Origin of the sequence: Streptomyces sp. NPDC002032, assembly GCF_042890765.1 — a bacterium.
Taxonomy (GTDB): domain Bacteria; phylum Actinomycetota; class Actinomycetes; order Streptomycetales; family Streptomycetaceae; genus Streptomyces.
Genome location: NZ_JBIASM010000001.1, coordinates 392,915 through 419,223, shown reverse-complemented (window position 1 = coordinate 419,223; position 26,309 = coordinate 392,915). Strand labels below are relative to the sequence as shown.

Genomic DNA, 26,309 nt, shown 5'->3' with positions numbered 1-26,309 from the left:
CCGGTCGGCGCTCCGGCCGCACCGTGCGGCTCTCGCCGCTCCGGCCGCTTCGACAACGCGAGTACGAGGGTGGGGGCACGACAACGCCATGGCTCAGGGCACGGTCCAGGTGACGCACGGCGGGGCCTCGCGGTGGCGGCGGCGTTCCGGTGAGTATCCGACGCTGAGCGCCGCGCTCGCCGTCGCGGGCGACGGCGACGTGCTGTCCATCGCCCCCGGCACCTACCGGGAGAACCTGGTCCTGCGGCATGCCGTCACCCTGCGCGGGCCGGAGGGTGCCGTCGCCGGGTCGGTGCGGATCGCCCCGCTCGACGGGGTCGCGCTGACGGTGCGCGCCTCTGCGGTGGTCCAGGACCTCTACCTGGAGGGCGCGGACCGGGCGGCGCCCGCGCTGCTCGTGGAGGACGGCTGTCCCGAGCTCAGCGACCTGCGGGTGCACACCCGTTCCGCGGCCGGCATCGAGGTGCGCGGCGGGGCCCGGCCGCTGGTCCGCCGGTGCACGGTGGAGAATCCGGCCGGGGTCGGGATCTCCGTCCTGGACGGCGGCGGCGGGGTGTTCGAGGAGTGCGAGGTGGTGGCCGCCGGGCAGGCCGGCGTGTCGGTGCGCGGCGGACACCCCCGGCTGGAGCGCTGCCGGATCCACCACTCCACGGGCGCGGGCATCGCGGTGACCGGCGACGGCTCGGGCCTGGAGGCGCTGGGCTGCGAGGTGTACGAGATCAAGGGCACCGGGGTGCAGATCGCGGCGCGCGCCGTGGCCCGGCTCACCGACTGCTCGGTGCACCGCACTTCGGCCGACGGGGTCACCCTCGACACCGACGCCGTACTCACCCTCGCGGGCTGCGACATCCACGACATCCCGGAGAACGCGGTGGACCTGCGTTCCCGTTCGGTGCTGACGCTCAGCCGCACCACGGTCCGCCGGTTCGGGCGCAACGGGCTGTCGGTGTGGGACCCGGGGACCCGGGTCGATGCCGAGTCCTGCGAGATCCACGACAGTACGGGGGACTACCCGGCGGTGTGGATCAGCGACGGGGCGAGCGCCTCCCTGGACTCCTGCCGGGTGCACGACGTGCCCGACGCGCTGTTCGTGCTGGACCGCGGTTCGCGCGTCGACGTCGTCGACAGCGACCTCTCGCAGGTCCGCAACACGGCCGTCTCGGTCAGCGACGGCGCGAGCGCGCAGCTCGACGACTGCCGCATCCGCGAGGCGGGCACGGGGGCGTGGTTCCGTGACCACGGCAGCGGCGGCACCCTCGCCAACTGCACCATCGACGGCGTGCAGACGGGCGTGATCGTCACCAAGGGCGCCGATCCGGTGCTGGAGCGGTGCACGGTCAGCTCCCCCGCCGAGGCCGGTTTCTACGTGTCGGCGGGCGGCCGGGGCACCTTCACGGCCTGCCGGGTGAGCGGCAGTTCCGGCTTCGGCTTCCACGTCATCGACGGCTGCCGGACCACCCTCACCCGCTGCCACACCGAGCGCTGCGCGCGCGGGGGCTACGAGTTCGCGGAGGACGGCCCGCTCGCCGAGGAGTGCACCAGCGACGAGTCCGGTACCCGCCTCGCCGCCCAGGCGGCGGCCGGCGCCGGGGCGGGGGCGCAGCCCGGGATCCGTACGGTGACGGCCGCGCAGGGCCTCGCGGACCGGGCCGACGGGGTACCCGGGCAGCGGTCCGCGGCCCCGCCCGGACCGCCGGCCGCCGACGGCTCCGGCGCCGCCGCGGGGCCGCCCGCGGCCCGGGGTTCGGGCGAGGTGCTGGGGCAGCTGGACGCGCTGGTGGGCCTGGACAGCGTCAAGCGCGAGGTGCGGGCCCTCACCGACATGATCGAGGTCGGCCGCAGACGGCAGCAGGCGGGCCTGAAGGCCGCCTCGGTCCGCCGCCACCTGGTGTTCACGGGCTCCCCCGGCACCGGCAAGACCACGGTCGCCCGGCTGTACGGGGAGATCCTGGCCTCCCTCGGGGTGCTGGAGCGCGGCCACCTGGTGGAGGTGTCCCGGGTGGACCTGGTCGGCGAGCACATCGGGTCCACGGCGATCCGTACGCAGGAGGCCTTCGACCGGGCGCGCGGCGGGGTGCTGTTCATCGACGAGGCGTACGCGCTGGCGCCGGAGGACTCGGGGCGCGACTTCGGCCGCGAGGCGATCGACACGCTGGTGAAGCTGATGGAGGACCACCGGGAGGCGGTGGTGGTGATCGTCGCCGGGTACACGGAGGAGATGGACCGCTTCCTGACGGTCAATCCGGGGGTGGCCTCACGCTTCTCCCGCACCATCACCTTCGGCGACTACGGGCCGCGGGAGCTGCTGCGGATCGTGGAACAGCAGGCGGAGGAGCACGAGTACCGGCTGGGCGAGGGCACCGGGGAGGCGCTGCTGGCGTACTTCACGGAGCTGCCGAAGGGCCCGGCGTTCGGCAACGGCCGCACCGCGCGCCAGACCTTCGAGTCGATGGTGGAACGGCACGCGGGGCGGGTCGCGCAGCTGGCCGAGCCGAGCACGGACGACCTCACGCTCCTGTTCCCGGCGGATCTGCCCGCTCCGGCCGCGGCGCACTGACCCGCGGGCCGGGAAGGTCCCTCGTGTCGTGTACGTCGGCCCGCGCGGCGGCGGCCAGCCGTGCCAGCAGTGCGTCGCGTTCGGCGTCGAAGGCAGGATCGGCCTGGTAGTCGCCGTGGCGGAGGATCGGCGCGGGCAGCGGGTGGCGGGGGCTGCGCCCGTAGGCGAGCGGATCGCGCAGGGGGCCCCGGTCCACCGGCTCCCGCTCCCCGGGGCCCGCGCCCACCGGGCCGCCGATGGGGCCGCCGATGGGGTCGGTGGACCGCCAGAGGTTGCGCCAGCAGTCGAGGTCCCGGTGCAGGGCGGCGAGCGGCCCGGGGCCGAAGCAGTCGGGGAACCAGCGCCCGTAGAGCCGGGCCAGCGGGGATCCGTAGGTCAGCAGCGCGACGCGGCGGCGTGTGGCGGGCGGCAGCTGCCAGACGGCGGCGGCCGCGAGGACGCTGCCCTGGGAGTGCCCGGAGATGACGAGGCGGCCGCCGGTACGGGCGGTCCAGGCGGTCATCCGCCAGGCCAGGTCGGGCACGGCCCGCTCGGCGTAGCAGGGCGGGGCGAAGGGGTGGGCGGCGCGGGGCCAGAAGGTGCCGACGTCCCAGAGGATGCCTATGGTGCGGCGGGCCGCCGGGTCGCGGTAGGCGCGGCGGCCCCAGGCCGCGAAGGCGGCGATGCCGATGCCGATCAGCCATGAGCCGGTGTCCTGGGCGGCGCGGGCGGCGGCCGCCAGCAGCGGCTGGGTGCCCCGGGCGGCCTCCCCCGGAACCCGGCCGCTGAGCCAGGCCCCGGCGAGGGCGCCGGCGCCGAGCAGCAGGGTGATCCCGGAGACGGCCCCCACGAACCAGGGCGCGGAGTCGGTGAGCGCGGCGGCGGCCCGCGCCCCGGCGATCCGGCGGCTGCGGTCGGCGTCGGGCGGCTCCCCGGGGTACTCGGCGGCGACGGTGGCGGCGATCCGGCGCCGCACGAGGGCGGCGCGGGAGCCCACCCCGGCGGCGAGCAGCCCGAGGGCGATCAGCAGCGGCGGCAGGACGGCGGCCTGCCAGGACAGCAGCACGGGCGGCCCGGGGAACGCGGCCCCGGGCGGCATGCCGGGGGTGGCGCCGCCGTCGATCCAGTCGGCGACGCGCTGGGCCACCCCGCCGGACATGACCCCGCCGAGGGCGCAGCCGAGCATGGCGACGGCGGGGCCGCCCAGGCCCCGCAGGGCGGCTCCGGTGTGGGGCGCGCCGCGGTGCAGACGGCGGGCGACGAGGGCGAGGGCCAGCACGCAGCCGCCCTGACCGAGCATCAGCACCCCGAAGGTGAAGTCCCCCGGGAGCCGCCCGGCCGCCACCCAGCCGGGGCGGGACCAGCCCGCGTAGAGGAGGACGGCGGCCAGCAGGGCGAGGGCCCCGCCGGGCAGCAGGGTGATCGCGGCCCGGTCGAGCCGGTGGTCGGGCCGGGCCTCGCTGCGGCCGCGCCGGCAGACGACCCACAGCACGGTGACGGCCCCGGCGGCGAGCAGCGCCCCGACGGCCCAGCCCGTGGCGCGCAGTGCCGGGGCGGTGGCGGCGGAGGCCCGGTCGTAGCGCACGGTGGGCGCGGCGACGGCCACCGCGACGGTGAGCAGCCCGGCGGCGGTGTGGGCGGCCCGCAGCCGGGCCACGATGCGCCGGCCGTACCAGAAGCCGGGGCGCCCGAGCGGGCCCGCCGGCTCGCGGTCGGCTCCAGCCCCGCCGGCTCCCGCCCCGCCGACGGCTCCCGCCCCGCCGACGGGAGCCCCGCCGTCGGGCTCGGCGGCGGGGGGCGGCTGGGACTCGTAGGCGCTCCAGGTGCGGTTCGAGAGGTACCAGAGCAGGCCGGTCAGGGCGGCCGGGACCAGGGCGCCGAGCGCGAGGCGCCGCCCGGGCTGGCCCCACCAGCGGCCGGGCTCCGCGAAGCCGAGCCAGGAACGGGACGCGGTGCAGGCCGGGTTGCCCGCGCACTGCCAGGCGAGCAGATCGAGGGCGACCTCGCAGGCGGCGGCGACCAGCAGCACGGTGAGGCTGAGGGCGAGGACCCGGACGAGGAGCCCGTACGTACGCACCGCCCGGGGCGCGGCCTCGGCGCCGGCCGGGGCGGCGGGCCGGGCCCAGTGGGCGAGGTTGACCACCATGAAGGGCAGGAGCAGCAGCCACAGGGCGCGGGCGCCGTTGCCGGAGGTGAGCCGGGACCAGCAGTAGGCCTCGCGCACGGGACGGCCGGCGTAACGCCCGGGGTGGGCCTCGGCGTCGGCGTCCTCGGCGCGGCGGAACACGGCGGCGGTGGAGTCGCCGGTGACGCGGACGGGGTGGGGGTCCCGGAGCAGCTCCCCGGGAGGGGCTCCGGCGACTCCGTGGACGAGGAGTTCGAGGGACAGCGGATCCGGCACGGGGCCTCCGCGGGTGTGGGGGGGTGGGGCGCGGGGCGGCCCCTCCAGCATCCCGCCCGACGGTCCCGCCGGCCAGGCCCCTTGCGTGTGAACCCGTACCGGCGGGGACATCTGACGGGCGGCCAGCTAGGGTGGCGCGGCACGCGCCCCGACCGGTGGCGTCGCGCCCCCGAGACCGGCCGCCCGGCCTGCCCGACCCGCGCTGCCGACCCGCCGCACCCGTCGCACCCGTCGCACCCGTCGCACCCGTCGCACCCGTCGCACCCAGGAGGTACCCCCATGACCCGCCGACTCCGACCCGTGGGGCTGGGTTTCGCCGACGACGCCCCCGTCCGCCTGGTCTTCGGGGCCCGGGTCTCGGCCGGGCCCGGGGCCGTGTACCGGGCGCTCGCCGAGGAGGTGACCGGCTGGCCGGACTGGTTCGGGGCCGTGACCCTGGCCCGGCCCACCCGCGGCGGCGCGGGACGGGAGGTGCGGCTGGCGGGCGGCGTCCGCTTCCAGGAGACGGTCATGGCCGCCGATCACGGGCTGCGCTACGCCTACCGGGTCGACGAGACCAACGCGCCGGGCCTGCGGGCCCTGTTGGAGGAGTGGCGCCTCATGCCGACGGCCGACTCCTCCGGCACGCTCGTGCGCTGGACCTTCGCGGCCGACGGCCCGGCCGTCTTCCGCCTGGCGCTCACCGCCGCGCGGCCGGCCCTCGGCCACTCCTTCCGCACGGCGGTGCGTGCTCTCGACGCCCGCCTGGCGGCCGCCGGCCGCGTCTGACGCGACGCCCCGGCGGCCCCGGCAACCCCAGCGGCCCCGGCGGCCGGCTGGCGGACGACCGCGGGCTCAGGCCCCCGGCTCGCGCCACTCCCCCGTCTCCAGGAGGGTCCGCAGGGTCGTCGCGTACGGGGCGATGTCGAGGCCCTGCGCCGCCAGCCACTCGTCGGAGTAGTACTTGTCGAGGTAGCGGTCGCCCGGGTCGCAGAGCAGGGTGACGACGCTGCCCGTGCGCCCCTCCGACACCATCTCGGAGACGATCTTCAGCGCGCTCCACAGTCCGGTGCCGGTGGAGCCGCCCGCCTTGCGCCCTATGGCCTGCTCCAGGGCGCGGCAGGCGGCGACGGACGCCGCGTCCGGCACCCGCATCATGCGGTCGATGGCGCCCGGCACGAAGCTCGGCTCCATCCGCGGCCGGCCGATGCCCTCGATGCGCGAGCCGCAGTCACTGCTGGCGTGCGGGTCGTTGCGGGTCCAGCCGTCGAAGAAACAGGAGTTCTCCGGGTCCGGGACGCAGATGCGGGTGTCGTGCTGCATGTAGTGCACGTAGCGCGCGATGGTCGCGGAGGTGCCGCCGGTGCCGGCGGTGGCCACGATCCAGGTGGGTTCCGGGTACCGCTCCAGGCGCAGCTGCTGGTACATCGACTCGGCGATGTTGTTGTTGCCGCGCCAGTCGGTGGCCCGCTCGGCGTAGGTGAACTGGTCCATGTAGTGGCCGCCGGTGCGGGCGGCCAGGTCCGCGGACTCCTCGTACATCTTCATCGGGTCGTCGACGAAGTGGCATTCGCCGCCGTGGAATTCGATGAGGCGGCACTTCTCCGGGCTGGTGGTCCTCGGCATCACCGCGATGAACGGGACGCCGATCAGCTTGGCGAAGTAGGCCTCGGAGACGGCGGTGGAGCCGCTGGAGGCCTCGATGACGGGGCGGCCCGGGCGGACCCAGCCGTTGCAGAGCGCGTACAGGAACAGCGAGCGGGCCAGGCGGTGCTTGAGGGAGCCCGTCGGGTGCGTGGACTCGTCCTTCAGGTAGAGGTCGATGCCCCAGGCCTCGGGGAGCGGGAAGCGCAGCAGGTGCGTGTCGGCGGAGCGGTTGGCGTCCGCCTGGACCTTGCGCACGGCTTCCTTGAGCCAGGCGCGGTAGTCGGCGTCGCTGTGGTCGACGTCGACCGTCGTCATGACCGTGCCCGCGGCCCCGGCCGGGGCCGCGCCCGCGGCTGTCGTACCGGTGGTGCCGGTGGTGCTCATGCGCCTTGCTCCTTTGTCGGTCCCTGACCCCCTGCTTTCGCAATGTACCCCTCCCACCTGCACAAATGGTTACTTTGGGTTTCTATGCGGATCGCTTTCGGTCGCGCTCGGTTGCAGGCGGCGCCACCGTGGGTGACTCTGGTGGTGCGCTACCGAGGGTGCAGCACCCGTAACACTGATGTCGGGGAGTCGCAGCCGTGATCAGTCATTCCCGCAGGCACTGCGTGGTCGAACTGCAGGCCTTGCCCGGGCGGATCGGCCAGGTCCGCAGAATCGTTTCCGCGCAACTGCGCCACTGGCAGCTCGACCCGCTCATAGACCGGGCTGCGCTCGGCGTGACGGAACTGCTCAGCAATGTCCACCGCCACGCGCAGCCCGACAAGGTCTGCACGGTCGAGATCGAACTCCGCCTGGGGCGGCTGACCGTCTCGGTCCGCGACAGCGATCCCCGGCTGCCCGTACTGCGGCAGGCCGGCACGCTGGAGACGAGCGGGCGCGGGCTGGCGCTGGTGGAGGCCGTGAGCGAGGCCTGGGGGGTCCGGCCGCAGCCGGACGGGCCCGGCAAGGTGGTGTGGTTCTCGCTACGGGCCGCCCCCGCCCCGGCCGCCCCGGCCGCCACGGTCCGTATCGGCGTGAACAAGCCGGTACGGGAGGCCGCCCGGCCGGTGCTCGCCGCCGTGGACGCGCGGGCCGGCCGCGACAGCGTGCCGGTGGCCGTCCCGGTCGGCACCGGGCCCGGCTGACCCCCCGGAGGCCCGGGCGCGCCGCCCCGCGGCGGCCGCGTCCGGTACCCGGCGCCGCCGCGCGGGCCCGCGTACCGGAAGCCGTGGCGGACCCGCCGGTCAGGCAGCCGCGCCCAGGGCCCCGAGCGGGTCGTCCAGCACCGGCTGCCAGGCCAGCTCGGCCGCGCCGACCAGGCTGTTGTGGTCGAGGGTGCACGGCAGGATCGGTACGCCCCCGCTGCGCCCCCACAGGCTGCGGTCCGCGACGACCGCGCGCAGCCGCTCCGGATCGGCGTGCAGCAGCTCCCGGTGGAGGCCGCCGAGGATGATCCGGTCCGGGTTCAGGATGTTGACCAGGCCCGCCAGGCCCAGCCCGAGCCGGTCGATGAGCTCCTCGGCGGCGGCGCGCACGCCGGGCTCCGCGTACTCGGTGCGCAGCAGGTCACGGGCCTGCTGGAGCAGCGAGACCTCCGGGCCGGGGGTACGGCCCGCCGTGGTCAGGAAGGCCAGCGGGTCGGCCTCCACGTCCAGGCAGCCGCGGCTCCCGCAGTGGCAGGCGCGTCCCTCCGGGTTGACGGTGAGGTGGCCGACCTCCAGGGCCAGGCCCGCGCTCCCGCTGTGCAGCCGGCCGTCCAGGACCAGCGCCCCGCCCACGCCCCGGTGGCCGGTCGCCACGCACAGCAGGTGCTGCGCGCTGCGCCCCGCCCCGTGCCGGTGCTCGGCCAGGGCGGCCAGGTTGACGTCGTTGCCGGTCAGGGCCGGTCCGTCGATCCCGGCCGCCTTCACGCACTGCGCGAAGATGGCCCGTACGGGAGAGCCGGCCGGCCAGGCCAGGTGCAGCGGGTTGAGCGCCGTGCCCTCGGGCTCCGCGACCGCCGAGGGGACGGCGAGGCCCGCCCCGACGCAGCGCCGTCCGGATTCGGCGAGCAGGGCGGCGCCCGCCTCGACGACCGCGCCGAGCACCTGGGCGGGGTCGGCGGAGACGGTGACCTTGCCGGGTGCCGTCGCCACGATCCGGCCGCCGAGGCCGACCAGGGCCGCCCGGAACCCGTCCGGGTGCACCTGCGCGGCCAGCGCCACCGGTCCGTTCTCGTCGACGGCCAGCCGGTGCGAGGGGCGGCCCTGCGCTCCGCCGGCGCCGCCGGGGCGGGAGTCGACGCGGATCAGGCCGAGCGCCTCCAGTTCCGCGGCGACGGCGCCGGCGGTGGCGCGGGTGACGCCCAGCTCGGCCGTCAGGACCGCGCGCGTGGGGGCGCGGCCGGTGTGGACCAGCTCCAGCGCCGGGCCGAGCGCGCCCCGGCCGCGCTCCAGCTTGGTCCGCGCCGAGGCCGAGGCGGCCGCCGAGGCCGAATCCGGAGCCGTCGCCTCAGCCGCAGCCGTGGCCGCAGCCGTGGACACCGTGGTCACATCCCCCACCCGCGGCGGGGCCCCGTTGCCGTTCATGAGATGGATCCTCGCATGATCGGGAGGTGTCGGGCGCCCGGCTACGGGCCGAGACCGCCGACCCGCAGTGTGATGTTCAGCCGCCCGGTCAGTCCCAGGCCGGGCGGCCCGGTGCCGGGCAGGACCTTCGGCACCCCGTGGAAGGCCAGCCGGCCCGGGCCGCCGAAGACGAACAGGTCCCCGCTGCGCAGCTCGACGTCCCGGTACGGGCGGCCGCGCGAGACGGTGTTGCCGAAGCGGAAGAGGCAGGTGTCCCCCAGGCTGAGCGAGACGACCGGGGCGGCGGAGCGCTCCTCGGCGTCCCGGTGCATGCCCATCCGGGAGTCGCCGCCGTAGAAGTTGACCAGGGCGATGTCGTACTCCTCCCCGGGCTCCAGGGTCCCGGCGGCGGCACCGGCGACGGCTCCGGCGTCGGCGACGGCCCGCCGGCCCAGCTCGGCGAGCCAGCCGGGCATCGGTTTCACGGGAGCCCCGTCGCCGTCGACGGCGGTCCGCGCGTATCCGTACGGGTACCAGTGCAGTCCGAGGCACACCTGCCGGGCGGTCATCGTCCCGCCTCCCGGGGTGCGGACGGTGCGCAGTCCGGCGGGCGGCCGGGCCCATTCCCGGCAGGCCGCGAGCAGCTCCCGCTGGCGCCTGGGCCCGAGCCAGTCGGGCAGGTGCACGGCGCCGGGTGCGATCTCGGCCCGCTCGCGCGGGAACAGTTCTCCGTCCACCCCTCCATTGTCGCGGCGGCGCTGGCAGACTCGCGGTATGAAGATCATCGAATACGTGGAGACGCTCGACCGGGAGGGCCGGCTGCTCGCCGAGGCGGCCGGGCGGGCGGGTACGGAGGCACCGGTGCCGACGTGTCCGGGGTGGCGGGTGAGCGACCTGCTGCGGCACACGGGCGCGGTGCACCGCTGGGCCACCGGATTCGTGGCGGGCGCCCTGGTGGACCCGGTGCCGTTCCCGGACGCCCCCGAGCTGGCCGGGGCGGAGCTGCTGGCCTGGTTCCGGGAGGGCCACGCGGAGCTGGTCCGGGTCCTGACGGAGGCGCCGGCGGACCTGGTGTGCTGGACCTTCCTGCCGACGGCGGCGCCCTCGGCGCTGGCGTTCTGGGCCCGCCGGCAGGCCCACGAGACGACCGTGCACCGCTTCGACGCCGAGTCCGCGCTGGGGCCGGCCTGCACGCCGGTGGGCCCGGAGTTCGCGGAGGACGGGGTGGACGAGCTGCTGACCGGCTTCCACGCCCGGCCGCGCAGCCGGGTGCGTACCGAGGAGCCGAAGACGCTGCGCGTGCGGGCGGCGGACACCGGGGCGGTGTGGACGGTGCACCTGTCGCGGGAACCCGCCCGCACGGTGGTCGGGGACACCGGGGACGCGGCGGACTGCGATCTGACCGGTGAGGCGGCCTGGCTGTACGCGGCCCTGTGGAACCGGATCCCGCTGGCCGGGCCGGGCGTGTCGGGCGACGCCTCGCTGGCCGCGCTGTGGCAGGAGACCGGCCGCGTCTGACGGCGCGGGCTTCCTCACGGCGACGGCAACTTCGGCTCCGGGGGCGGGGGCGGGGGCGGCCATCGCCACGGGCCTCAGCCGAGGGTGGCCGCGTAGCGGGTCTGGGGGCTGAACTCCCACTCGGGTGCGGCGTTCCAGGGGTTGGGCATGGCCGCGCTGGTCGCGTACGCGTAACCGGCGCCGCGGGCGAAGGCGGTGCTCAGGGTGGTGCGCATCGCCTCCTCGTCGGGGACGTCGTGCACGAGGTGCCAGAACGCGGTGCCGGCCGGGTCGAGTTCGGTGCCCGGGCGGTAGTCGCCGGCGGGGTCGAACACGTTGCCGCCGAGCCAGCCGGTGGAGGTGTAGGCGGCGTAGGAGTCCTCGAAGGTGACGAAGACGTCGGCCGTGCGGTGGCCCGGTTCGAGGTAGCAGGAGGCGATGGCCGTGCCGGGGTTGTCGACGACGAGCTCGTCGGCGCCCGGGGCCACGGCGTTCATCGTCTCCTGGACGTAGCGGCGCAGTGCGGCGTAACGGTCCCGGGTGGCGTTGCCGGGGCCGCAGTCGCGGCTGACGACGTCGAAGAAGATGCCGTCGACGTGGAGGCGGCCACCGGTGTCACCGGCGGGCTTGAGGTAGTTGTCGACGGAGGCCTGCACGGCGGCCGGGTCCCGGTCGCCGTGGTCGGTGTGGACGTAGCCGAGGACCTTGGTCCGCTCGCCGGTGGCGGTGGTCCCGGCGCGCAGCGCGTCCGCGCGGGCCCGCCAGGCGGCGTCGAAGGGGGCGTCGCCGTTGCCGGGGTTGAGGACGACGACGGAGGCCGCCGGGCCGGCGGCGGTGAGGTCGGCCAGGAGCCGGTCGCCCGCCCAGACGTAGGCCGGCACGGCTATGTCCAGGCCCCGTACGCCCGGCGCCCGGGGTCTGGGCGCGGGGGCCGGGGCGGCGCTCGCGGCGGGGACGGGCGCGGGGACCGGGGCCGACGCGGGTACGGGCGCGGGCGCGGCGGTCGCGGCGGAGGACGCGGCCGGGCTGCGCGCGCCGCGGGGCGCCTCGGGCGGGCCCGTCACGGCGGGCGCGCAGGCGGCGAGCAACCACGTCGCCAGGGCGGCGTACAGGGCCTTCACGGCGCGGGCGCGGGACATGGCTGTTCCTCCGGGCGGGCGGGGGGGCGACCCGACGAACAGTAGACGCGCGGCAAGTCGGTGAAAGGCGAACCACCCACATTGATGGGAGGAACAGACAAGCGACTTGTCACCTCGTCATCTGATGGGCCGCCGGACGGGCCGTCCCGGACGGACGCCGCCCGCACCCCGGCGCACCGCCCCGGCGCACCGCCCGGCGCCCCTCAGACGGCGGGCAGCCCCACCGCGTGCGCCAGTTGGTCCGCGGCGTGCGCGAAGAACGCGTCCCGCTCCTCGACGACCCGGTTGAACTGGCCGAACAGCTCGGCGGAGACGAGCCCGACGAGCTGCGCCCAGGCGGCGACGAGGGCGGCGGCCACCTCGGGCGGCAGCCCCTCGGCGAAGTCCGCGGCCATCCGGGTGGCTTCGGGACGCAGGGGGGCGGGCAGCGGCGGCAGGGCGAGGCCGCGGCCGGCGTGGGCGGCGCGGAGGATGCCGATGAGGACGAAGGCGACCCGGGAGGCCGGGCCGATGGTGTCCGGCGGCGCGCTGTACCCGGGGACCGGGGATCCGTAGACGAGCGCGTACTCGTGGGGGTGGGCCAGGGCCCAGGCGCGGACCGCCCGGCAGACCGCGGTCCAGCGGGCACGGGGCGGATCCCCGGCGGTGAGGGCGGCCGCGTCGGCCGCCTCGGCGGCGGCGCCGAGGCTGTCGTAGGCGTCGATGATCAGCGCCGTGAGCAGCTCGTCGCGGCTCGGGAAGTAGCGGTAGAGGGCGGAGGAGACCATGCCCAGCTCGCGCGCGACGGCGCGCAGCGAGAGTTTGGCGGCGCCTTCGGCGGCCAGGGCGCGGCGCGCCTCGTCCTTGATGGCGGCGGTGACCTCGATGCGGGCCCGTTCCCTGGCCCCTCGCACGGTGCTCATGGGCCTCAGGGTGCCATAAGGCTGGAGCAGTGCACAAAGACAGGATCGCCGCTCTGATGCGAGAGCACTGCTCTTGTTTTGGTGCGGCGATCCGTGCACACTGTTCTCAAGCGAGAGCACCGCTCTCCCGGTCCGCCCCGGAGGCCACCATGAACGCGCCCACCCCCTACTACGTCCAGGCCGGCCCGGTCGGCGTCCGTTTCAACGCCCTCCTCGGCAAGCTCGCCCGCCTCGGCATCAGCTTCGCCGGGACCGCCGAACTGTCGGTGCGCGGCCGGACGTCGGGGCAGATGCAGCGGATCCCGGTCAACCCGCACACGTACGAGGGCGCCCAGTACCTGGTCTCGGCCCGCGGCCACTCCCAGTGGGTCCGCAACATGCGGGCCGCGGGCGGGGGCGAGCTGCGCGTGGGCCGCAAGGTCCGCGCCTTCACCGTCACGGAGCTGACCGACCCGGCGGAGAAGGCGGCCGTACTGCGCGCCTACCTGGAGAAGTGGGGCTGGGAGGTCAACCGGTTCTTCCAGGGCGTCACGGCGAACTCCTCCGACACCGAACTCCGGGCGGCCGCCGCCGACCACCCCGTCTTCCGCATCACGGTCGCCCACTGACCTCCGGGAGCGGACGCCACGCGGGCACGACGGAGCCCCGGTGCGCCGTGGCGACCCGCGCCGCCGGGCGCCGACCACTCGGGCCGGCACCCGCCACGCGGAACGCCACGGCGCACCGGGGCCCGGTCCGGCTAGGACGTCTCCTTCGGCTCTTGTCGGCCCTGCCCGCGTTGTCCGGTGCCGTGCCTCGCACGGCAGAGGGGCGCCCGTGTACTGGGCGTACCCGGGTGCCCCGACAACGCGGCGAGGTGCGGTGCCGGGCAGCGCGGGCCAGGCAAGATCCGGAAGAGACGGCCTAGCTCCGGCCGCCTCGGGCCTGGCGGGCGTCCAGCAGGTGCAGGGCCTTGCGCGCGAGCGGGTACGTACGCACCAGGTCGGCCAGCGTCATCGACCCGCGCGTGATCCGGGCGAACGCCAGCCACGCGGGCCGCACACCCGTGATGGCAAGGTGCAGCATCGCCGGGCGGGACTCGAACACCGTCAGCATCCGCTTGCCGACGCCCATCTCCACGCCCAGCCCCGCCTTGACCGCGAAGGCGTAGTTGAGTGCCTGACGCCGCGCGTCCACCGCGTCCTGCGCCTCGGAGATCTTCACGGCCCACTCCCCCGCGAGCCGCCCCGAGCGCAGCGCGAAGGAGATACCCTCCCGGGTCCACGGCTCCAGCAGACCGGCCGCGTCGCCCGCCACCAGCACCCGGCCGCGCGAGAGCGGTGAGTCGGGCTTGCGGCAGCGGGTCAGGTGCCCGGAGGAGATCTCCGGCTCGAAGCCGGCCAGGCCCAGCCGCCCGATGAAGTCGTCCAGGTAGCGCTTGGTCGCGGCGCCGTCGCCCTTCGCCGAGATGACCCCGACGGTGAGGGTGTCGCCCTTGGGGAAGACCCAGCCGTAACTGCCGGGCAGCGGACCCCAGTCGATCAGGACGCGGCCCTTCCAGTCCGCGGCGACCGTCGCCGGGACGGGGATCTCCGCCTCCAGACCCAGGTCGACCTGGTCCATCTCCACCCCGACGTGCGCGCCGATCCGGCTGGCGCTGCCGTCCGCGCCGACCACGGCCCGGGCGAGCACCGTCTCGCCGTCCGCGAGGACCACCGCGACCGTACGCCGGTCGGGCACCGCCGTACCGTGCTGCTCGACGCGGGTCACGGCCGTCCCCGTACGGAGCGTGGCGCCGGCCTTCTCCGCCTCGGCGACCAGGGCCGCGTCGAACTCCGGCCGGTTGACGAGCCCGAAGAGCATCCCCTTCGAGCGCCGGGTGCGGGTCAGCTTCCCGTTGTGGGAGAAGGTGACGGCATGGACGCGGTCCTTGAAGGGCAGCACGAAGCCCGGCGGCAGGGCGTCGCGCGAGGGGCCGATGATGCCGCCGCCGCAGGTCTTGTACCGGGGCAGTCGGGCCTTCTCCAGCAGCAGGACGCTCCGCCCCGCCGATGCCGCCGCGTAGGCCGCCGAGGCCCCGGCCGGTCCGGCGCCCACCACGACGACGTCCCACACCTCACCGGATCCCCCGGGAACCTCCTCCGGGCTCCCGGCCGGTGCCGGTACGGCGGCCGCCCCGGCCCCTCCGGCCTCCTCGTCCACCTGCGCGGGCTCCTGGGCCCGCTCCCGCGCGTGTTCCGCGCGTTCCGCGCGTCCTTCCGGTGCGGCGGCCGCCGTCCCGTCGCCGTCCGCCCCCCGAGCGGCCTGCCCTGCGATTGCGCCGTTAACGTCGTCGTCGCTGCTCACGATGTGCTGCTGCTCCTGATCACGCGGTTGCTCCGATGCCGTGGAAATCCTACGGGCAGAGTCGCCTCGCCCCTCTGTGCGAGGATCGGCACTGTCTTTCACCTTGCTTTCGCCTTACCCGGCACCCACATAAACGTCGCACCCACGAGGAGCGTGCCCATGTCCCAGAATCCGATCGCCGAGACCGTCGCCTCGCTGATGCCCCGCGCCAAGGCGGAGCTGGCCGAGTTGGTGGCCTTCCAGTCGGTCGCGGACTGGGCCCAGTTCCCCCGGAGCGAGAGCGAGGGCGCCGCTAACTGGGTGGCCGACGCCCTGCGCGCCGAGGGCTTCCAGGACGTGGCGCTGCTCGACACCCCCGACGGCACCCAGTCCGTGTACGGCTTCCTGCCCGGACCCGAGGGCGCGCCGACCGCCCTCCTCTACGCGCACTACGACGTGCAGCCGCCGCTGGACGACGACGCCTGGATCTCCCCCGCGTTCGAGCTGACCGAGCGCGACGGCCGCTGGTACGGGCGCGGCGCCGCCGACTGCAAGGGCGGCTTCATCCTGCACCTGCTGGCGCTGCGTGCGCTGAAGGCGAACGGCGGGGTGCCCGTCTCCGTCAAGGTGATCGTCGAGGGCTCGGAGGAGCAGGGCACCGGCGGCCTCCAGCAGTACGCCGAGGCCCACCCGGAGCTCCTCGTCGCCGACACCATCGTCATCGGCGACGCGGGCAACTTCCGCCTGGGCCTGCCGACCGTCACGGCCACCCTGCGCGGCATGACGCTGGTCAAGGTGAAGATCGACACCCTGGGCGGCAACCTGCACTCCGGCATGTTCGGCGGCGTGGCCCCCGACGCGCTCGCCGCCCTGATCCGGCTGCTGGACTCGCTGCGCGCGGCGGACGGTTCGACCACCGTGGACGGGCTCGCCTCGGACGCGGTGTGGGAGGGCCTGCAGTACCCGGAGGCCGACTTCCGCTCCGACGCCAAGGTCCTGGACGGTGTCGGCCTGATCGGCGAGGGCACCATCGCGGACCGGCTGTGGGCCCGTCCGGCCGTCACCGTGCTCGGCATCGACTGCCCGCCGGTGATCGGCGCGACCCCGTCGGTGCACGCGAGCGCGGGTGCGCTGATCAGCCTGCGCGTGCCGCCGGGCGTGGACACCGCCGAGGCCATCAAGCTGCTGGAGGCCCACCTGGTCGCCCACACGCCGTGGCAGGCGAAGCTGGAGCTGGAGGTCGTCGGACAGGGCCAGCCCTTCCAGGCGGACACCACCAGCCCGGCGTACGCGTCGATGGCGGCGGCCCTGCGGGAGGCGTACGACGGCCAGGAGATGCAGATCAGCGGCATGGGCGGGTCGATCCCGCTGTGCAACACGCTGACGTCCCTGTACCCGGACGCGGAGATGCTGCTGATCGGTCTGAGCGAGCCGGAGGCGCAGATCCACGCGGTGAACGAGAGCGTCTCCCCGGAGGAGCTGGAGCGCCTGTCGGTGGCTGAGGCCCTCTTCCTGGTCAACTACGCGGAGTCCAAGCGCGCCTGAGGCCGGCCGGCCCGACGACGCAGGCCGCACGGCGCAGGCCGGAGCACGACGACGCACGACGCACGACGCCCGGGACGCGAGACGTCCCGGGCGTCGTGCGTCCCGGGTCCCGTTTCCGCGTCCCTTTCCGCGTCCGGCGTACTGCGCTGTGCGCGCACTTCGCCCGCCGCGAAGTCACGGCCGCCGGGGCGGAGCCGGTGCCTAGGCTCCCCGGCATGGACATCGTCGAAGTACTCCCCCAGCGCCTCCACATGCTGCGCTTCCCCATCGGCCAGGCCTACCTCTGGCAGGACGGCGGAGCGGTGACCCTGATCGACGCCGGCCACGCCGGGTCCGCCGACGCCATCGAGGGGGCGATGCGTTCCCTCGGGCTCGTGCCGGAGCGGCTGGAGCGGATCGTCCTGACCCACTGTCACCGGGACCACGTCGGGGCGGCCGGTGAACTCGCCGCCCGCCGGGGGGCGGAGGTGGCCGCCCACCGGCTGGACGCCCCCGTCATCCGGGGCGAACTGCCGGTGCCCGAACCGGTGTTGCTGGACTGGGAGATCCCGCTGTACGCGCACGGGTTGACGACGCCCGAGGCCCCGGCGACCCGGGTCGACCGGGAGCTGGAGGACGGCGACGTCCTGCCCTTCGGGGACGGAGCGGTCGTGGTCCACGCCCCGGGACACACGCCGGGCAGCATCGGCGTCCACCTGCCGGCCCACGGGGTGCTCTTCACCGGTGACTGCGTGGCCGGTGTGGGGCAGGTGATGCTCGGGGTGTTCAACGTCGACCGCGCCCGGGCCCTGGACTCCTTCCGGCGCCTGGCCGCCCTCGAACCGCAGGTGGCCTGCTTCGGCCACGGCGACCCGTGGGTGACGGACACCGCGGCCACCCTCCGGGCGGCTGCGGACGCCGCCACCGCGCCCACCGGCTGACCGGAGCCCCGGCCGCGGCCCCGGCTCACGCCTGGGGCTTGGCCCGTACGTGCATCCGCTCGCCCTGCCTGCCGAAGAGGCTCAGCACCTCGACGGGCTGCCCGTCGGCACTGCTGAACCAGTGGGGCGTCCTGGTGTCGAACTCGGCGGCCTCGCCGGGCCCGAGGACCAGGTCGTGCTCGGCGAGGACGAGCCGCAGCTTGCCGTGGAGCACGTAGAGCCACTCGTAGCCCTCGTGCGTACGGCGATCGGGCTCCGAACCCCGGTCGGTGATGATCATCTTGTACGCCTGGAGGGGGCCCGGGCCACGGGTCAGCGGGACGAACGAACCGCCGTGGGGCAGTGGGTGCGGCTTGAGCCGGACCCGGGGGTCCCCCACCTCGGGCGCCCCGACCAGGTCGTCGAGCGGCACCCGGTAGGCCCCGGCGAGCGGCAGCAGCAGTTCCAGGCTGGGGCGGCGCTGTCCCGACTCCAGCCGGGAAAGGGTGCTCTTGGAGATGCCGGTCGCTTCGGAGAGGGCGGCGAGGGTGAGGCCGCGCTGCGCGCGCAGCCGCTTCAGCCGTGGGGCCACCTCGTCGAGGACCGTCCGGTAGGGGGCCGGGGCTTCCGGGGGTGTGTCCGGGGGTGTGTCCGGGGGCGTGTCGTGCGGTGTTTCCGGCGGTGTCTCCATCCGGGCATTCCACTCCGGTTTCCCGGAATCGGCAACACAAGTTGCCATTCCCCTCCTCCCCGCCGCACCCTCCTCGGCATGAGCGCACACACCCCCGCCCACGAACGCCACGACACCCCCAAGGGCCAGGGGAGTCACGGGAGCCATGAGGGTCACGGGAGCCACGGGGATCACGGAGGTCACGGTCACACCGCCACCGACGCCGACTGGGAGACCCTGGCCACCCACCTGGAGACCGGCGCCGAACTGCACCTCCCCGCCTACCGCGACACGGCGACCCGGCTGCGCGCGCTGCTCGGCCCGGGCCACCCGGTCCGGCGCGTCCTCGACATCGGCAGCGGGCCCGGAGTGATGACCGGCGTCTTCGCCGAGACCTTCCCGCACGCCGAAGCCGTGGCCGTGGACGGCACCCCCGCCCTGCTGGCCCGCGCCCTGGCCCGCGCCGAGCGGCTCGGCCTCACCGGCGGCCGCGTATCGGTCCGCCACGCCCGGCTGCCCGAGGACCTGGCGGCCCTGGCGGGCGAGTCCGGCCCCGGCCCCGCCGACCTGATCTGGAGCAGCAAGGCCGTGCACCACATCGGTGACCAGCAGGGCGCCCTGGACGCGCTGGCCGGCCTCCTGCGCCCGGGCGGCCTGCTCGCGGTGGCGGAGGGCGGTCTGCCGATGCGGTACCTCCCCCGCGACATCGGTCTGGGCCGCCCGGGGCTCCAGGCCCGGCTCGACGCCGCCCAAGAGGAGCGGTTCCAGGCCATGCGCGCCGGGCTGCCCGACAGCGTCCGCGTGCGCGAGGACTGGCCCGCGATGCTCGGCCGGGCCGGACTGACCGGAGTGGGCTCCTTCACCTCCCTCCTCGATCTGCCCGCCCCGCTCCCCGGTCCGGGCCGCGCGTTCCTGCACTCCCAGCTGACACGGCTGCGGGAGGCGATGACCGGTCAGCTGGACGCGGAGGACCTGGCGACCCTCGACGTCCTGACCGACCCGGAGGCGGCCGAGGGCATCCTGCGGCGGCCCGACGTCTTCCTCCTGTCGGCCGTCACCGTCTTCACCGGCACCCGCCCGGCGCGCTGACGCCGGCCGGTCACGGGGTCGGGCGGCCCGCCTCCAGGTACAGGGGGCGGCCGCGTTCGCGGGCCCGCAGCGCCCAGCGCAGCCGGTCGTAGCGCTGGCGCGGCAGCAGCCCGGCGGCCTCCTCCTCGGTGACGAACCGCCAGGCGCGCAGCTCCGGGCCGGGCAGCCGGAGCCGTCCGGTGTCCGCCGCGCCGAGCCGGCCGCCGTCGAAGAGCAGCCGCAGGCCCCCGTACGCCGGTGAGCGGGGCGGCTCCCAGTCGACCACCAGCAGACCGGGCGCCCGGTCCAGGGTCAGGCCCAGTTCCTCCGCGACCTCCCGTACGCCCGCGCACGCGGGGGCCTCACCGGCCTCGACGACCCCGCCCGGGAACTCCCAGCCCGGCTTGTACGTCGGATCCACCAGGAGCACCCGGTCCCGGTCGTCGAAGAGCAGCACCCCCGCCGCCACCGTCTCCCGCGTCGGTTCCGGGGTCTGCACGATGTCGCAGACGGCCGCGGTGCCGGTGCGGACGGCCTCCGCGATCCGTTCGGCGGTCTCGCGCGGCGTCAGGCGCCCGTTGTCGATGACGTGCGCGTCACCGGTCAGCCAGGACAGCGCCTGGAGGTAGCGGGGGATGTGGTCGACCCCCCAGGTGAGGTCCCGCGGGTCCGCCGGCTCGGGTTCCTCCCGGCGGCGTTTCGCCAGGCGCTCGCGCAGGATCGTTTCCTCCGGGGCCAGCAGGACATGCCGCACCGGGATCCGGCGCGCGGCCAGACCGCCGAAGATCTCGTCCCGGTAGTCCTGGCGCAGCAGCGTCATCGGCACCACCAGCACCCCGCCCGTCTCCGCGAGCACCGCCGCCGCCGCGTCCACGACGAGCCGCCGCCAGCTCGGCAGGTCCTGGTAGTCGCTCACTTCGGCGAGGCGCTTGCGCGGCAGCAGCCGGCGCACCGCGTCACCTATGAGCTCCGGGTCGTACAGGGTTCCGTCCGGCAGGAGTCCGGCCAGTTCGCGCGCCGTGCTGGTCTTCCCGGCACCGAACGTGCCGTTGATCCAGACAATCACGTCTACCCCTCTCCCCAGGGCTCGGCTCCCAAGCCCCCTGTGGCTTGCCCGCCCCACCCTGCCACGGAAACCCGCTCTCCGGCCGAGTGCTTATCCTCAAGGTCAGGGCCGGGATCAAAGCCGCGCCGCCGTCGTCCCAGGAGGTCTCCCCGCCGTGCCGCAGACCCGTCAGCCGTCCGAGCCCCGCTACGGCAACCGGCCGACCATGAAGGACGTGGCGGCCCGGGCGGGCGTGGGCCTGAAGACCGTCTCACGGGTCGTCAACGGCGAGCCTGGGGTCACCCCCGACACCGAACGGCGGGTCCAGGAGGCCATCGAGGCCCTCGGGTTCCGCCGCAACGACAGCGCGCGCGTCCTGCGCAAGGGGCGCACCGCGACGGTGGGCCTGGTCCTGGAGGACCTCGCCGACCCCTTCTACGGGCCGCTCAACCGGGCCGTGGAGGAGGTGGCCCGGACGCACGGGGCGCTGCTCATCAACGGTTCCAGTGCCCAGGACCCGGACCGCGAGCGGGAGTTGGCGCTCGCGCTGTGCGCGCGCCGGGTGGACGGGCTGATCGTGATCCCCGCCGGGGACGACCACCGCTACCTGGAGCCGGAGATGCGGGCGGGCGTGGCGACGGTGTTCGTGGACCGCCCGGCGGGCCGGATCGACGCGGACGTCGTCCTGTCGGACAGCTTCGGCGGTGCCCGGGACGGGGTGGCGCACCTCATCGCGGGCGGCCACCGGCGCATCGGCTTCATCGGTGATCACCCCCGCATCCACACCGCGACGGAGCGCCTGCGCGGCTACCGCGCCGCGATGGCCGGGGCGGGCCTGCCCGTGAACGGGTCCTGGGTCTCCCTCGGCTCCACCGGCCCGGCCCGCGTCGCGGCGGCGGCCCGCGCGATGCTGACGGGTCCCGACCCGGTCACGGCGCTCTTCGCGGGCAACAACCGGGTCACGGTCACGGTGGTCCGCGTGCTGGCCGAACACCCGCACCCCGTCGCCCTGGTGGGCTTCGACGACTTCGAGCTCGCCGATCTGCTCCGGCCGGGCGTCACGGTCGTCGCCCAGGACGCGGCGGCCCTGGGCCGGGTGGCCACGGACCGCCTCTTCCAGCGCCTCGCCGGCGCCGCCCTCCCCCCGGCCCGCATCGAACTCCCCACCCGCCTCGTCCCCCGCGGCTCGGGCGAACTCCCGCCGATCACCGGGTGAGCCCGCGCGGCCCGCTCCGTCCGCGTGCCGGATCCGCCGGCACCGTACGCGCCGACGGCCCGCCCCCCGGTGACGCGGGGACGGGCCGGGCGGGCGACGGGTGATCAGGCGGTGGCCGTCAGGGTGGCGGAGCGGCGGGGGATGGCGAAGGCGTCCAGTTCGGCGCGGGTGAGGCCGGTGAGGGCGGTGACCTCGTCGGCGCCGACCGCGCCGCAGTCGAGGCCGCGGACCAGGTAGCCGGCCAGGGCCTTGGCCGTGGCGGGCTCGTCCATGACGTCGCCCTCGATCTTGGCGACGTACGCCTTCAGACGGGCCGCCGCGGTCTCCAGGCCCTCGCGGTAGAAGGTGAAGACGGCCGCGTAGCGGGTCGGGAGGTGGGCCGGGTGCATGTCCCAGCCCTGGTAGTAGGCGCGGGCCAGGGCGCGGCGGGTGAGGCCGTAGTGGAGCTTCCAGGCCTCGTGGACGTGCTCGGTGGTGCCGATCGGCAGGACGTTGGTCGAGCCGTCGGAGACGCGTACGCCGGTGCCCGCGGCCGCGACCTGCATGATGGCCTTCGCGTGGTCGGCGGCGGGGTGGTCGCTCGACTGGTAGGCGGCGGAGACCCCGACGCAGGCGCTGTAGTCGAAGGTGCCGTAGTGCAGCCCGGTGGCGCGGCCCTTGGCGGCCTCGATCATCCGGGCGACCGTGGCGGTGCCGTCGGAGGCGACGATGGACTGGCTGGTCTCGATCTGGATCTCGAAGCCGATCCGGCCCGGGCGCAGGCCGCGGGTGATCTCGAAGGCCTCCAGCAGCTTGACGAAGGCGCTGACCTGCTCGGCGTAGGTGACCTTCGGCAGGGTCAGGACCAGGCCCTCGGGCAGGCCGCCGTGTGCGAGCAGCCCGGACAGGAAGATGTCCGTGGTGCGGATGCCGCGGTCGCGGACGTTGGACTCCATGCACTTCATGCGGACACCCATGTACGGGGCGTTCGTGCCGTTGGCGAAGGCTTCCGAGACGAGGCGGGCGGCGCGGGCGGCGGCCTGGTCCTCCTCCTCGTCGGAGCGGACGCCGAAGCCGTCCTCGAAGTCCACGCGGAGGTCCTCGATCGGCTCGCGCAGGAGCTTGGCGCGGACACGGTCGTAGACCGGTACGGCCAGCTCGTCGGAGATGCCGAGGACCTTGGCGAAGGTCGCGGCGTCCGGGGCGTGCTCGTCGAGGGCGGCGAGGGCCTGGTCGCCCCAGGAGCGGATGGTGTCGGCCGCGAAGACGTCACCGGGAACGTAGACCGTGTGGATGGGCTGACGGGTGCCGGGGTCGCCCGGGTAGTGCCGCGCGAGTTCCGCGTCCACCGGCGCCAGGGAAGCGCTGATGCCCTCGCTGACCGCGCCTGCGAGGCTCGTCGCCACCTTCTCCTGCTGACCCATCGTGCACTCTCCTCTTTTCCGCTTCACGGAAGCTTAGATCCGCATAGCAGAATTTAGCCATGGGGTTCCGCTCCGTCAATGGTCCCCCCGCCCTCCTGGACAAACGACTCGGGGCCGTGTGGTGACAAACACCACACGGCCCCGGAGGCGGAGAGTACGCAGGTCAGGCAGTGACCCGGGGGGTTCAGCCCTTGCGCGCCTTGATCTCGCCGGTCAGCTGCGGGACGACCTCGAAGAGGTCGCCGACGACGCCGTAGTCGACCAGGTCGAAGATCGGGGCCTCGGCGTCCTTGTTGATGGCCACGATGGTCTTCGAGGTCTGCATGCCGGCCCGGTGCTGGATCGCGCCCGAGATGCCGGAGGCGATGTACAGCTGCGGGGAGACCGACTTGCCGGTCTGGCCGACCTGGTTGGTGTGCGGGTACCAGCCGGCGTCGACGGCGGCGCGGGAGGCACCGACCGCCGCACCGAGGGAGTCCGCGAGGTCCTCGATGAGGTGGAAGTTCTCCGCGCCGTTGACGCCACGGCCGCCGGAGACGACGATCGCGGCCTCGGTCAGCTCCGGACGGCCGGTCGACTCGCGCGGGGTGCGCGCGGTGACCTTGGTACCGGTGGCCAGGGCGCCGAAGGTGACGGCGAGCGCCTCGACGGCGCCGGCGGCCGGGGCGGCCTCGACCGCGGCGGAGTTGGGCTTCACCGTGATGACCGGGGTGCCCTTGGAGACGCGGGACTTGGTGGTGAACGACGCGGCGAAGGCCGCCTGCGTCGCGACCGGACCCTCGTCACCGGCCTCCAGGTCGATGGCGTCGGTGATGATGCCGGAGCCGATGCGCACGGCGAGGCGCGCCGCGATCTCCTTGCCCTCGGCGGAGGACGGGACGAGCACGGCGGCGAGGGAGCCGGCGGCGGACACGGAGTCGTACGCGGCCTGGAGCGCGTCCACCTTCGGTACGACGAGGTAGTCGGCGAACTCGGGGGCGTCGGCGGTGAGGACCTTGACGGCACCGTGCTCGGCCAGGACGGCGGCGGTGGCCTCCGCGCCGGCGCCGAGGGCGACGGCGACGGGCTCGCCGATGCGGCGGGCCAGCGTCAGGAGCTCGAGGGTGGGCTTGCGGACGGCGCCGTCCGCGTGGTCGACGTAGACGAGAACTTCAGCCATGGGACTGCTCTCCTGCTATTGCGAAGTGTCTGGGGGCGTGTGAAGGGGGGCTGAAGTTCTAGATGAACTTCTGGCCGGCCAGGAACTCGGCCAGCTGCTTGCCGCCCTCGCCCTCGTCCTTGACGACGGTGCCGGCGGTGCGGGCCGGACGCTGCGCCGCGGAGTCGACCGCGGTCCAGGAGCCCTCGAGGCCGACCTCGTCGGACTCGATCTCCAGCTCCTCCAGGTCCCAGGACTCCACCGGCTTCTTCTTGGCGGCCATGATGCCCTTGAAGGAGGGGTAGCGGGCCTCGCCCGACTGGTCGGTCACGGAGACGACCGCGGGGAGGGAGGCCTGGAGCTGCTCGCTGGCGGAGTCACCGTCGCGGCGGCCCGTCACGGTGCCGTCCTCGACCTTGACCTCGGACAGCAGGGTGACCTGCGGGACGCCCAGGCGCTCGGCCAGGATCGCCGGGAGGACGCCCATGGTGCCGTCCGTCGAGGCCATGCCGGTGATGACCAGGTCGTAACCGGCCTTCTCGATGGCCTTGGCGAGCACCAGCGAGGTGCCCATGACGTCGCTGCCGTGCAGGTCGTCGTCCTCGACGTGGATGGCCTTGTCGGCGCCCATCGACAGCGCCTTGCGCAGCGCGTCCTTGGCGTCCTCGGGGCCGACCGTCAGGACGGTGATCTCGGCGTCGTCCGCCTCGTCGGCGATCTGCAGCGCCTGCTCGACGGCGTACTCGTCGAGCTCCGACAGCAGGCCGTCGACGTCGTCGCGGTCCACGGTCAGGTCATCGGCGAAGTGCCGGTCACCGGTGGCGTCGGGCACGTACTTCACACAGACAACGATCCTCAGGCTCACGCCGGCTCTCCTACCGCATCGTCTTTTACTGGTACCGCCTTGTGCAGGCAGCATAGGCGCCTTCTGGGGCGGATCCCGGTCGGGGCGGCCCGCGCTCCGAAGGGAATGTTACTCGTCAGTACACAACGGGTCCCCACAGGTTGCAAGGCCGCCGAACTGTGATCTGGCCAACGCCGCCCGAACCCGCCCCAGCAGGGACGATTCAGTCGCGCAACGCGTTGAAGCGACCCTGGTGGTAGAGCAGGGGGCGGCCCTCGCCGGCCGGGTCCCCCGCCACCACCTCCGCGATGATCACACGGTGCGCCCCGGCGGGCACCCGGGCCACCACCCGGCACACCAGCCACGCCAGCACCCCGTCGAGCAGCGGAACGCCGTGCGGCCCCGCCGTCCAGTCGGTACCGGGACCGAAGCGGTCGGCCCCGCTGCGCGCGAAGAGCCCGGCCAGCTCCCTTTGGTGCTCGCCGAGTATGTGCACGCCGAGGTGCTCCGAGTCCCGTACGGCGGGCCAGCTGGAGGCGCCCGTGCCGATGGTGAAGGAGAGCAGCGGCGGTTCCGCGGAGACGGAGTTGAGCGAGGTCGCGGTGAAGCCGGCGGGGCGGCCGCCCTGCTCCGCGGTGATCACAGCGACCCCGGCGGCGTGCCGGCGGAAGACGGAGCGGAGCAGATCGGGCGACCCGGGCAGGGCGCCGGTGGCGCGCGCGGCGCCGGCGGAGCGGGCCGGGTGGTCCGGGTGGTCCGGGCCGTCGCCGGAGGAGGGGGTGAACGGGGCCGTCGGGAGCGTCGGGGCCGTCATGGGAGGGCTTCCTTCTGCCGCGGGAGTCGCGGGCGCGGTCGGGATCGGGGATCGGTGCTCGGAGGCGTTCAGTGATCCCGACAGCGCGCGCTCGCGTGGCGGACGAGGTCCACGTGGACCCGCCCGTAGAGCAGGAGTTCATACCGCATGCCGCCAGCCTGGCGATCTCCCGTGTACACAGTCAAGCCAAGGCGGTCAGATGTCGGGCGCGTCACGCTGCGTGCGGGCGCGCGCACCGGCGCGTCCGTCACAGGGCCGCCCCCAGGGCGGCGATCACGTCCGCCTTGCGAGGCATGCCCTCCGCGCGCCGCACGATGCGTCCGGCGGCGTCCAGGACGAGCACGGTCGGGGTCTTCTCCACGCCGAGGGCGCGCACGAGCCCGAGGTTGCGTTCGGCGTCGATCTCGATGTGGGCGACCCCTTCCACCAGGGCGGCGACCTCGGCCAGGATCCGGCGGGTGGCCCGGCAGGGCTGGCAGAACGCGCTGGAGAACTGGACCAGGCTGGCCCGCTCCCCCGGTTCGCCGCCCAGCTCCGCCGCGCCCAGCGGCCCGTGCCCGGCCGCCGTGCGAGCCGCCGCGTCCGCCGGGTGAGCGGCCGCCGCGTCCGCCGTCCGACCACCCCGTTCGCCTCCCGGCACGCCCGCTCCCCCTTGCTCCGTCCGCCTGTACGTACCCTGTTCGCAGCACCATCCCGGCGTCGCGCATTCCCCGCGTGACGAGGATCTCCCCGGG

23 protein-coding genes are annotated in these 26,309 nt (G+C 75.0%); 9 read left to right on the top strand and 14 right to left on the bottom strand.

What is annotated here, in order from left to right:
- The first annotated feature begins 88 nt into the window (after window positions 1–88).
- Entirely contained in the window at window positions 89–2,557 is a 2,469-nt protein-coding gene (locus ACFYYT_RS01605; protein WP_351829630.1) for a right-handed parallel beta-helix repeat-containing protein, read from the top strand.
- Here the strand turns inward: ACFYYT_RS01605 and ACFYYT_RS01600 are convergent.
- Window positions 2,508–4,988 (bottom strand): hypothetical protein, encoded by a 2,481-nt coding sequence (locus ACFYYT_RS01600; RefSeq protein WP_351829632.1) that lies wholly within the window; start codon window positions 4,986–4,988, stop codon window positions 2,508–2,510. The genes ACFYYT_RS01605 and ACFYYT_RS01600 overlap by 50 nt on opposite strands.
- A gap of 228 nt (window positions 4,989–5,216) precedes the next feature.
- Here ACFYYT_RS01600 and ACFYYT_RS01595 point away from each other — a divergent pair, with 228 nt between their 5' ends.
- Entirely contained in the window at window positions 5,217–5,705 is a 489-nt protein-coding gene (locus ACFYYT_RS01595; RefSeq protein ID WP_351829634.1) for an SRPBCC family protein, read from the top strand.
- Window positions 5,706–5,771: 66 nt separating this feature from the next.
- Here ACFYYT_RS01595 and ACFYYT_RS01590 read toward each other — a convergent pair whose 3' ends face one another.
- Window positions 5,772–6,947 (bottom strand): PLP-dependent cysteine synthase family protein, encoded by a 1,176-nt coding sequence (locus ACFYYT_RS01590; protein ID WP_388606750.1) that lies wholly within the window; start codon window positions 6,945–6,947, stop codon window positions 5,772–5,774.
- 197 nt (window positions 6,948–7,144) lie between these two features.
- Between ACFYYT_RS01590 and ACFYYT_RS01585 the strand changes: the two genes are divergently transcribed.
- Complete coding sequence (locus tag ACFYYT_RS01585; protein WP_351829635.1) at window positions 7,145–7,690, top strand: ATP-binding protein; 546 nt, start codon at window positions 7,145–7,147, stop codon at window positions 7,688–7,690.
- A gap of 99 nt (window positions 7,691–7,789) precedes the next feature.
- Here the strand turns inward: ACFYYT_RS01585 and ACFYYT_RS01580 are convergent, their stop codons facing one another.
- Complete coding sequence (locus ACFYYT_RS01580) at window positions 7,790–9,112, bottom strand: ROK family protein (protein ID WP_351829636.1); 1,323 nt, start codon at window positions 9,110–9,112, stop codon at window positions 7,790–7,792.
- A 41-nt stretch (window positions 9,113–9,153) separates the two neighbouring features.
- Entirely contained in the window at window positions 9,154–9,828 is a 675-nt protein-coding gene (locus tag ACFYYT_RS01575; RefSeq protein ID WP_351829638.1) for an alpha-ketoglutarate-dependent dioxygenase AlkB, read from the bottom strand.
- A 37-nt stretch (window positions 9,829–9,865) separates the two neighbouring features.
- Here ACFYYT_RS01575 and ACFYYT_RS01570 point away from each other — a divergent pair, with 37 nt between their 5' ends.
- The gene (locus ACFYYT_RS01570; RefSeq protein WP_351829641.1) at window positions 9,866–10,609 is read left to right on the top strand and encodes a maleylpyruvate isomerase family mycothiol-dependent enzyme; all 744 of its coding nucleotides are present in this window, start codon (window positions 9,866–9,868) and stop codon (window positions 10,607–10,609) included.
- A 74-nt stretch (window positions 10,610–10,683) separates the two neighbouring features.
- Here ACFYYT_RS01570 and ACFYYT_RS01565 read toward each other — a convergent pair whose 3' ends face one another.
- Both ACFYYT_RS01565 and ACFYYT_RS01560 read right to left on the bottom strand, forming a co-directional pair.
- On the bottom strand, window positions 10,684–11,727 hold the full coding sequence (locus ACFYYT_RS01565; RefSeq protein ID WP_388606747.1) for a spherulation-specific family 4 protein: 1,044 nt from the start codon (window positions 11,725–11,727) through the stop codon (window positions 10,684–10,686).
- A gap of 203 nt (window positions 11,728–11,930) precedes the next feature.
- Complete coding sequence (locus ACFYYT_RS01560; protein WP_351825853.1) at window positions 11,931–12,629, bottom strand: TetR/AcrR family transcriptional regulator; 699 nt, start codon at window positions 12,627–12,629, stop codon at window positions 11,931–11,933.
- Between the two features lie 149 nt (window positions 12,630–12,778).
- On the opposite strand from ACFYYT_RS01560, the gene ACFYYT_RS01555 reads away from it, so the two are divergent.
- The gene (locus tag ACFYYT_RS01555) at window positions 12,779–13,237 is read left to right on the top strand and encodes a nitroreductase/quinone reductase family protein (protein ID WP_351825851.1); all 459 of its coding nucleotides are present in this window, start codon (window positions 12,779–12,781) and stop codon (window positions 13,235–13,237) included.
- A 295-nt stretch (window positions 13,238–13,532) separates the two neighbouring features.
- Here the strand turns inward: ACFYYT_RS01555 and ACFYYT_RS01550 are convergent, their stop codons facing one another.
- Window positions 13,533–14,723 (bottom strand): geranylgeranyl reductase family protein, encoded by a 1,191-nt coding sequence (locus ACFYYT_RS01550; RefSeq protein WP_351825860.1) that lies wholly within the window; start codon window positions 14,721–14,723, stop codon window positions 13,533–13,535.
- Window positions 14,724–15,113: 390 nt separating this feature from the next.
- Here ACFYYT_RS01550 and ACFYYT_RS01545 point away from each other — a divergent pair, with 390 nt between their 5' ends.
- Both ACFYYT_RS01545 and ACFYYT_RS01540 read left to right on the top strand, forming a co-directional pair.
- Complete coding sequence (locus ACFYYT_RS01545) at window positions 15,114–16,478, top strand: dipeptidase (RefSeq protein WP_351825849.1); 1,365 nt, start codon at window positions 15,114–15,116, stop codon at window positions 16,476–16,478.
- Window positions 16,479–16,693: 215 nt separating this feature from the next.
- Window positions 16,694–17,398: an MBL fold metallo-hydrolase gene (locus tag ACFYYT_RS01540; RefSeq protein WP_351825847.1), complete on the top strand. Its 705-nt coding sequence runs from the start codon at window positions 16,694–16,696 to the stop codon at window positions 17,396–17,398.
- A 25-nt stretch (window positions 17,399–17,423) separates the two neighbouring features.
- Here ACFYYT_RS01540 and ACFYYT_RS01535 read toward each other — a convergent pair whose 3' ends face one another.
- On the bottom strand, window positions 17,424–18,068 hold the full coding sequence (locus ACFYYT_RS01535) for an XRE family transcriptional regulator (protein WP_351825846.1): 645 nt from the start codon (window positions 18,066–18,068) through the stop codon (window positions 17,424–17,426).
- Window positions 18,069–18,146: 78 nt separating this feature from the next.
- Between ACFYYT_RS01535 and ACFYYT_RS01530 the strand changes: the two genes are divergently transcribed.
- Window positions 18,147–19,136 (top strand): class I SAM-dependent methyltransferase, encoded by a 990-nt coding sequence (locus ACFYYT_RS01530; RefSeq protein WP_351825844.1) that lies wholly within the window; start codon window positions 18,147–18,149, stop codon window positions 19,134–19,136.
- A 10-nt stretch (window positions 19,137–19,146) separates the two neighbouring features.
- Here the strand turns inward: ACFYYT_RS01530 and ACFYYT_RS01525 are convergent, their stop codons facing one another.
- Window positions 19,147–20,181 (bottom strand): NUDIX domain-containing protein, encoded by a 1,035-nt coding sequence (locus ACFYYT_RS01525; RefSeq protein WP_351825842.1) that lies wholly within the window; start codon window positions 20,179–20,181, stop codon window positions 19,147–19,149.
- A gap of 205 nt (window positions 20,182–20,386) precedes the next feature.
- Here ACFYYT_RS01525 and ACFYYT_RS01520 point away from each other — a divergent pair, with 205 nt between their 5' ends.
- Window positions 20,387–21,376, top strand: coding sequence for a LacI family DNA-binding transcriptional regulator (locus tag ACFYYT_RS01520; protein ID WP_388606890.1), 990 nt, complete (start codon window positions 20,387–20,389; stop codon window positions 21,374–21,376).
- A 104-nt stretch (window positions 21,377–21,480) separates the two neighbouring features.
- Here the strand turns inward: ACFYYT_RS01520 and ACFYYT_RS01515 are convergent, their stop codons facing one another.
- From ACFYYT_RS01515 to ACFYYT_RS01495, 5 genes are all read right to left on the bottom strand, one after another.
- Window positions 21,481–22,779 (bottom strand): DUF6986 family protein, encoded by a 1,299-nt coding sequence (locus ACFYYT_RS01515; RefSeq protein ID WP_351825838.1) that lies wholly within the window; start codon window positions 22,777–22,779, stop codon window positions 21,481–21,483.
- 184 nt (window positions 22,780–22,963) lie between these two features.
- Entirely contained in the window at window positions 22,964–23,938 is a 975-nt protein-coding gene (locus tag ACFYYT_RS01510; protein ID WP_351825836.1) for an electron transfer flavoprotein subunit alpha/FixB family protein, read from the bottom strand.
- Window positions 23,939–23,996: 58 nt separating this feature from the next.
- The gene (locus tag ACFYYT_RS01505) at window positions 23,997–24,782 is read right to left on the bottom strand and encodes an electron transfer flavoprotein subunit beta/FixA family protein (protein WP_351825834.1); all 786 of its coding nucleotides are present in this window, start codon (window positions 24,780–24,782) and stop codon (window positions 23,997–23,999) included.
- 202 nt (window positions 24,783–24,984) lie between these two features.
- Window positions 24,985–25,575, bottom strand: coding sequence for a flavin reductase family protein (locus ACFYYT_RS01500; RefSeq protein WP_351825832.1), 591 nt, complete (start codon window positions 25,573–25,575; stop codon window positions 24,985–24,987).
- Between the two features lie 247 nt (window positions 25,576–25,822).
- Entirely contained in the window at window positions 25,823–26,215 is a 393-nt protein-coding gene (locus ACFYYT_RS01495; RefSeq protein ID WP_388606745.1) for a TlpA family protein disulfide reductase, read from the bottom strand.
- Window positions 26,216–26,309: the final 94 nt, after the last annotated feature.

Coding starts and splice junctions, on each gene's coding strand:
- ACFYYT_RS01605 (WP_351829630.1), top strand. CDS start 89: ATGGCTCAGGGCACGGTCCAGGTGACGCACGGCGGGGCCTCGCGGTGG.
- ACFYYT_RS01600 (WP_351829632.1), bottom strand. CDS start 4,988: ATGCTGGAGGGGCCGCCCCGCGCCCCACCCCCCCACACCCGCGGAGGC.
- ACFYYT_RS01595 (WP_351829634.1), top strand. CDS start 5,217: ATGACCCGCCGACTCCGACCCGTGGGGCTGGGTTTCGCCGACGACGCC.
- ACFYYT_RS01590 (WP_388606750.1), bottom strand. CDS start 6,947: ATGAGCACCACCGGCACCACCGGTACGACAGCCGCGGGCGCGGCCCCG.
- ACFYYT_RS01580 (WP_351829636.1), bottom strand. CDS start 9,112: ATGAACGGCAACGGGGCCCCGCCGCGGGTGGGGGATGTGACCACGGTG.
- ACFYYT_RS01570 (WP_351829641.1), top strand. CDS start 9,866: ATGAAGATCATCGAATACGTGGAGACGCTCGACCGGGAGGGCCGGCTG.
- ACFYYT_RS01565 (WP_388606747.1), bottom strand. CDS start 11,727: ATGTCCCGCGCCCGCGCCGTGAAGGCCCTGTACGCCGCCCTGGCGACG.
- ACFYYT_RS01560 (WP_351825853.1), bottom strand. CDS start 12,629: ATGAGCACCGTGCGAGGGGCCAGGGAACGGGCCCGCATCGAGGTCACC.
- ACFYYT_RS01555 (WP_351825851.1), top strand. CDS start 12,779: ATGAACGCGCCCACCCCCTACTACGTCCAGGCCGGCCCGGTCGGCGTC.
- ACFYYT_RS01545 (WP_351825849.1), top strand. CDS start 15,114: ATGTCCCAGAATCCGATCGCCGAGACCGTCGCCTCGCTGATGCCCCGC.
- ACFYYT_RS01540 (WP_351825847.1), top strand. CDS start 16,694: ATGGACATCGTCGAAGTACTCCCCCAGCGCCTCCACATGCTGCGCTTC.
- ACFYYT_RS01535 (WP_351825846.1), bottom strand. CDS start 18,068: ATGGAGACACCGCCGGAAACACCGCACGACACGCCCCCGGACACACCC.
- ACFYYT_RS01530 (WP_351825844.1), top strand. CDS start 18,147: ATGAGCGCACACACCCCCGCCCACGAACGCCACGACACCCCCAAGGGC.
- ACFYYT_RS01520 (WP_388606890.1), top strand. CDS start 20,387: ATGAAGGACGTGGCGGCCCGGGCGGGCGTGGGCCTGAAGACCGTCTCA.
- ACFYYT_RS01515 (WP_351825838.1), bottom strand. CDS start 22,779: ATGGGTCAGCAGGAGAAGGTGGCGACGAGCCTCGCAGGCGCGGTCAGC.
- ACFYYT_RS01510 (WP_351825836.1), bottom strand. CDS start 23,938: ATGGCTGAAGTTCTCGTCTACGTCGACCACGCGGACGGCGCCGTCCGC.
- ACFYYT_RS01500 (WP_351825832.1), bottom strand. CDS start 25,575: ATGACGGCCCCGACGCTCCCGACGGCCCCGTTCACCCCCTCCTCCGGC.